Origin of the sequence: Coleofasciculus sp. E2-BRE-01, assembly GCF_040221695.1 — a bacterium.
Classification (GTDB): domain Bacteria; phylum Cyanobacteriota; class Cyanobacteriia; order Cyanobacteriales; family Coleofasciculaceae; genus Coleofasciculus.
This window is the reverse complement of sequence record NZ_JAVKEA010000079.1, coordinates 1-6,038: the sequence shown is the minus strand read 5'-3', so window position 1 is coordinate 6,038 and position 6,038 is coordinate 1. Positions and strand designations below refer to the sequence as shown.

Genomic DNA, 6,038 nt, shown 5'->3' with positions numbered 1-6,038 from the left:
ACTGGGATAACAACCCGTTCTAAAAGCATAAGGTATGCATAACAAGCACCAAATCATTGAGGAGCCGTGTGTGGCGAAAGTCACAAGCACGGTTTTGAAGGAGAGGGTAGGGAAGCAATTCCCTACTCGACTCAAACGGGGTTTGGGATTGACCAAACAGATACTCTTACATAACCGGAATAACTCAGAGGATAGAATCAAGTTCCCCACTGGAATTGATCTGCACAAATGGCTAGTGGCACTGGTCAAGCCCATCTACCCTTGGTACTATGAGGTGAGCAAATGCGCCCCCCAGTATGCACTTAGGCAATTGGCTCAAGCCTGGAAAGATGCATTTAAGAAGAGCAAGAAACCACCTCGGTTTAAACGCAAGGGAAAGCATGACAGCTTCACTTTAGATGGTTCAATCAAACTTGACCATTTTAAGATTAGAGTTCCGGTCATTGGTTGGTTGAAAACCTATGAAAGATTACCCGTTTTTTTTCAACCCAAATCTGTAACCATATCCAGAACGGCTGACCGATGGTTTATCAGCTTTAAGCTGGAATATGAAACAGTCAACCGCCCCAAACCTCACCCTGTAGTGGGGGTCGATTTAGGCATAAAAGCGCTAGCCGTCTTATCTACAGGTATTGTGGTAGAGGGGGCTAAGAGCTATCGTAAGTACGAGAAAAAACTCTCACGGTTGCAGTGGTTAAATCGTCATAAACAGATGCTTGGAGCCAACTGGAAGAAAGCCCAAATTAAGATAGCTAGACTTCATCGAAAAATAGCCAACATCCGCCAAGATACATTGCACAAGCTCACATCCTATTTAGCCCAAAACCACAGCCGAATAGGAATAGAGAATCTTAATGTGTCTGGAATGATGACTAATCACAAACTAGCTAAAGCCATTGCCGACATGGGATTTGGGGAATTCAAGCGCCAGTTAGAGTACAAGTGCCAATTGTACGGGTCAACCTTGGTTGTAGTAGACCGATGGTATCCCTCAACCAAAACCTACTCAAGATGCCACACCGTAAAAGATGAAATGCTCCTATCTGAGCGGGTCTTCCAGTGTGACAACTGCGGATTGGAAATCGACCGAGATTTTAACGCCTCCATTAATTTGGAGATAGCCGCCAGTTAGGTGGGGAAGTGCCTGTGGACTGGTTAAGTGCCGTCACTGCCAGAATGAAGCAGGAAGTAAGCATCAAAGTTAGGTTTGATTACGGTTGACCAGCTTTGAGTAGGTCTTATGTAACGGGTTTTTATCATTGATCATACGTTGATTAGTTTGCCATAATTCATACCAAATCTGCTTCATTAACCTCCTGTATCACCGGGGTGCTGTTTCCTGGAAGCCATCTGCCATCTGCCTTGTCCTTACCAAAAAGGAAATAGTTAACCCGGATTTAGGATCAGATTATCCGGATGAATGCCTTGATGACAGAAAAAGGTAATCAAACGCCTTCGGTGCCCTTATCAATTTATGAACAATTGTTGCGGGTCAGATGAATGAACTCCAAACTCCGGCTTTGGTGTTCATTCAATAATGTTGGAGGTAAGGATGCTAGGATTTGACCGCCCAAAAGGAGTAGGGAATTCATCCTATCCAACCGAATCCCTTACTCTGGAGTACCTCATCCTTAAATATGTAAACAACAACGAGCAAGAGCAAGTTATGGTAATGCAACCTACGTATGGTAATGGTTTTATCGATAGCTCAACCATTGAACTTTCTCAGGAAGGATTGCGGTCTATTCTGAATCAGATTGAGGCGGAACTCATCGATAGTGAAGTTTACCGCCGCACCATGGCTGGGTTACAAACGATGTTAGGAGAAGCCTCAAGCAACGCCCATATTCTGGTCAAGGCGGTGGGGCGAGAAGCGGTAAGGTTGACATTTCAGGAATTTGCCAGACAGTATAAGGTTGTTCCTGTGACTCCTGTAACTTCTGACGGAATGAATCAACCGACAGAAACCGAAGAGGAGGAGTTGGAGATTCCCCAAACTGAAGAGACGCAATGTCCCATTGGCTCTGGAGAAACGATGTCCCATAGGGTTGAGACAAACTTATCGCCCAGTTTAGCAGATCGAGAGATTGGGGAAACTCAGTCGCGTAAAAAACTCACTAAAGCAGAATTAGCCGCGCAACAGCTTTCCCTAGAACGGGAAGAGATGTTGCAGCAAATTGGTCAACAACTACGACGAGCGCGTAAATCCCGCTCTTTGAGCCTTCCGCAACTACATCGCCAAACCTTAGTCCCCATTCATCAAATTGAAGCATTAGAAACGGGTAGTCTAGCTCAGCTACCCGAAGATATTTATATTCGTGGTTTTATTCGTCGGCTTGGTTATGCTCTAGGGTTAGATGGTGTAGGGTTAGCCTTGTCTTTGCCGGAAATTGATCCAGTCAAGTCTGTGATTCCTTCCTGGTATAAAGATCCAGTCGCTACAGGGTTTCACCTTAAATCTGTTCATTTATATCTAGGTTACGCCACATTGATTGCAGGAGCAGTGGGAGGACTTAACTGGATGTCGAATCAACAATCAGCACCACAAAATACAGCGGAACCTGAACCTGTTCCTTCTGGTCAAAACTCTATTTCTCCAAGAGCTGAAAATAGCAAATCTACGCATACGCCTGGGATTCAATCGAGTCAAACTGGTGTAAAAGCAGGAGATGATATTGCTCCCCCTGAGACATTTCCGTTTTAAGGAGATGGGGAAGATGAGGGAGATAGGGAAGATGAGGGAGATGGGGAAGATGAAGGAAAGAATAAATTTTTCGGCGGAACCATGAACAATTAACAAAGGACAAATGACGTAGCTTGTTTCTCGCGAAGCGAGTATGACAAATGACGAATGACCACTTTATAGACTCTTTACCCATTCCTCACCAACTCCTAACACATATCTATCTGAAATAATTCCTGTAATCAGAATAGTGAAATAGGAACATTAAATAAGACTATTTTTTAACAGTCTTACCTCTTTAAAAAAGTGACTTACTTAATCTGTACTTGTGAAATCTTGCACAAGCAAATCTATCCATTAACTTGGGGCGCGAATACGATTGGGCGGGAAGAGGATAACACTATTGTGGTTGACCATACCTATCTTTCCCGTTACCACGCTCAGATTTTGCTCTCCCCTGACGCTGTGATACTGCGGGATCTCAATAGCCTCAATGGTACGTTTGTGAATGAGTTTAAAGTTGAACAATGTCAACTTAAGGATGGAGATTTTATTCGTTTAGGGGATGTATCGTTTAAATTTGTACAGCAAATCCCTAAGGTTGAGAAAACCGTATCATCGGACGCTGATACGGAAATTTCAATTGTCAAGCAAGTCTCTCCGGAAAAAACTCGAATTACAATCACTGATTTATTGCAACCAGATAAGTCAGAAAACTCTATTATTAAACTGAAGCAGCAAGATGCTCATCAACGAACGGTTGATAAATTGCAAATTTTACTGGAAGTCAGTAAACAATTATCCTCTCCCGAAGATCCTGATCAATTGCTGCAAAAAATCGTCGATTTGCTATTTGAAATTATGCATATCGATCGCGTCACTATTTTGATGGTTAATCAAATCAGTGGTGTTCTGGAACAAAAAGCCGTAAACTGGCGATCTGGCATCCCGACTGACGAAAATTTTTACAGTAGTAAAATTACTAATTTTGTCCGTCATCAGGGGGATGCAATTCTCACGGGTGATGCTCGCAAAGATGGCTTATTTAACGATTCAATCTCTATTGTTGAACAAGGGATTCATGCCGCAATGTGTGTTCCTCTGAAGCCCGCAGATGAGGTAATTGGCGTATTGTATGTGGATAATTTATCTATGACTGATATCTATTCTGATGAGGATTTAGAGTTTTTAACCTGTCTAGCCAACCAAGCCGCGATCGCGATTGAAAATTCCCGCCTGTATAAAAAGATGCAGGAACAGGAAGTAATGAGAGCAAAGTTGGAACGATTCTTTCCTCAATCGGTGAGTCGCAAGTTACGGGAAGAAGGGAATTTAGCCACGGTGGAGACAGAAGTGACGGCTTTGTTTGCCGATATTAGCAACTATACGCAAATGTCGGCGGAAATGGAACCGCGTCAGATTGTTGAAATGCTGAATGAGTATTTCCAAGTCATTGTAGAAGAGATTGTTTTTCCTTACGAAGGAACGTTAGAAAAGTACATTGGTGATGGAATTCTAGCAATTTGGGGCGCACCGTATCGCCAACCCGATGATGTGGATTTAGCGGTACAAGCAGCGATTGAAATGCAATGGGCAGTTTCTCGCTTAAATCAAAAATGGATTCGCGAAAACCGACAACCGATTCAAATTCACATTGGTTTGAATACAGACACAGTCGCGGCTGGAAATATTGGTTCTAAAAATATGATTCAATATGCCACCATTGGGGATACAACAAATGTGAGCAGTCGAATTTGTGACGTGGCTCAAGCTGGGCAAATTTTAATCGCTCAAAGTACATTTGATAAGCTGGGTGATCCGAGTATTCCCCTCGAAAAAATACCACCTGTTTGGGTGAAGGGTAAGACTTCGCCTTTACATCTCTATCGGGTTTTGTGGCAGCACTATAACGCGACGGACGTATTGTGCGAGAATGGTGGTCTAGTAACTACACTTAGCCCATCTTAACTACTGGACGTTGGACAAAATTTTACAAAGAACTTTTACCATGGCAAACGTTCTTTGTAAGTCGAGATGTTGAAACTATTGCCTATTGCCTATTGCCTATTGCCTATTGCCACCACAAGACTTATTCAGCAGACCCTACTTAGCTTCTCACTGAAGCTTTGCCCACAGTCTCTCGACCATGAGGTTCCATAAGGCTAGACACATCGGGACCACTAGGGATAATTCCGCCAGGATTCAGCGGAAACAAATTCCCATAATAATCTCGCTTAACACTCTCCAAATCACAGGTATCCGCAACCCCCGGAAGCTGATACAAATCGCGCAGGTAAACCCCTAAGTTTTGATAGTCTTTAATCCGACGACGGTTGCACTTAAAGAGTCCATAGTAAACAATATCAAAACGGAATAGGGTGGTAAATAGACGCACATCTGCCAACGTCACTCTATCCCCACATAAATAGCGATTCGTCTCTAATACCGCATCAATTTCATTGAGTGTGGTAAACAATTCATCACAGGCTTGCTCATAAGCCTCTTGAGATTGGGCAAAACCGCAGCGATAAACCCCATTATTCACCGTATGGTAAATCTTATCATTCCACTCAGCGATCGCGGACTTCAGATCCTCTGGATACAAGTCCAGTGCAGAATTCTTTGCGAACTGATTAAACTGAGAGTTGAGCATAACAATAATCTCGGCACTCTCATTATTAACTATCGTTTTCGTCTGGTTATCCCATAAGACTGGAACCGTCGAACGCCCACTGTAACCGGATTGGGCTAACTGGTATAATTCCGGCAACGTGTGACAGCCTTCTTCGGGTTTCTCAAACACCCAGATTCCCTGATCTGAAGACGGCGAGACAATCGATACTCCAATCACCTCATCCAATCCCTTCAGTGCCCTCACAACCAGCGTCCGATGCGCCCAAGGACATCCGAGTCCCACAAAGAGAGTATAGCGCCCTGGGGCGGGTGGATAGGGGTTTTCGGCGTCTGTTCCAATCGCCTGTCTAAACTGACTCTCTGGGCGAATGTATTCTCCCTTTTTGCTGGGCGGTGCTAGTTTGGACATCATAATCTGCCACATTGTCGTCCAGACAAACTTGCCCAACCGGATAATTATGGTTGAGGGGAGAGATGTACCTTTAGGTTTCCAAGAAGATGTTGCCATGAGTGAAGAATTGAATTTTATCCTACTGGTGTAACACAGCTAAATTTGTGGCATAGAGTTCACCGTTCAATCGGGCGCACGTCGGTCATGGGTGTCAACTTAAGCCACATTACCCACGATAGGATACTGGGTGTGGGGTATGGGGTGTGGGGTGTGGGGGAAAGCGAGCAATGTTGGGGAGCTATGTATTAAACGGAACCTGTTTGAAAAAAA

4 protein-coding genes are annotated in these 6,038 nt (G+C 43.9%); 3 read left to right on the top strand and 1 reads right to left on the bottom strand.

From position 1 onward, the window contains the following. Nucleotides 1-94: 94 nt before the first annotated feature. From RIG66_RS09655 to RIG66_RS09645, 3 genes are all read left to right on the top strand, one after another. A complete protein-coding gene (locus tag RIG66_RS09655; protein WP_446377460.1) occupies nt 95-1,132 on the top strand; it encodes an RNA-guided endonuclease InsQ/TnpB family protein in 1,038 nt (345 codons plus the stop codon). A gap of 534 nt (nt 1,133-1,666) precedes the next feature. Beyond that, nucleotides 1,667-2,704 carry a helix-turn-helix domain-containing protein gene (locus RIG66_RS09650; RefSeq protein ID WP_446377458.1) on the top strand — a complete coding sequence of 346 codons (1,038 nt, stop codon included), beginning with the start codon at nt 1,667-1,669 and terminating at the stop codon, nt 2,702-2,704. A gap of 285 nt (nt 2,705-2,989) precedes the next feature. After that, nucleotides 2,990-4,651: an adenylate/guanylate cyclase domain-containing protein gene (locus RIG66_RS09645; protein ID WP_446377456.1), complete on the top strand. Its 1,662-nt coding sequence runs from the start codon at nt 2,990-2,992 to the stop codon at nt 4,649-4,651. A gap of 139 nt (nt 4,652-4,790) precedes the next feature. Here the strand turns inward: RIG66_RS09645 and RIG66_RS09640 are convergent, their stop codons facing one another. Next, nucleotides 4,791-5,825 carry a glutathione S-transferase family protein gene (locus tag RIG66_RS09640; RefSeq protein WP_446377454.1) on the bottom strand — a complete coding sequence of 345 codons (1,035 nt, stop codon included), beginning with the start codon at nt 5,823-5,825 and terminating at the stop codon, nt 4,791-4,793. Nucleotides 5,826-6,038: the final 213 nt, after the last annotated feature.

Coding starts and splice junctions, on each gene's coding strand:
- RIG66_RS09650 (WP_446377458.1), top strand. CDS start 1,667: ATGGTAATGCAACCTACGTATGGTAATGGTTTTATCGATAGCTCAACC.
- RIG66_RS09640 (WP_446377454.1), bottom strand. CDS start 5,825: ATGGCAACATCTTCTTGGAAACCTAAAGGTACATCTCTCCCCTCAACC.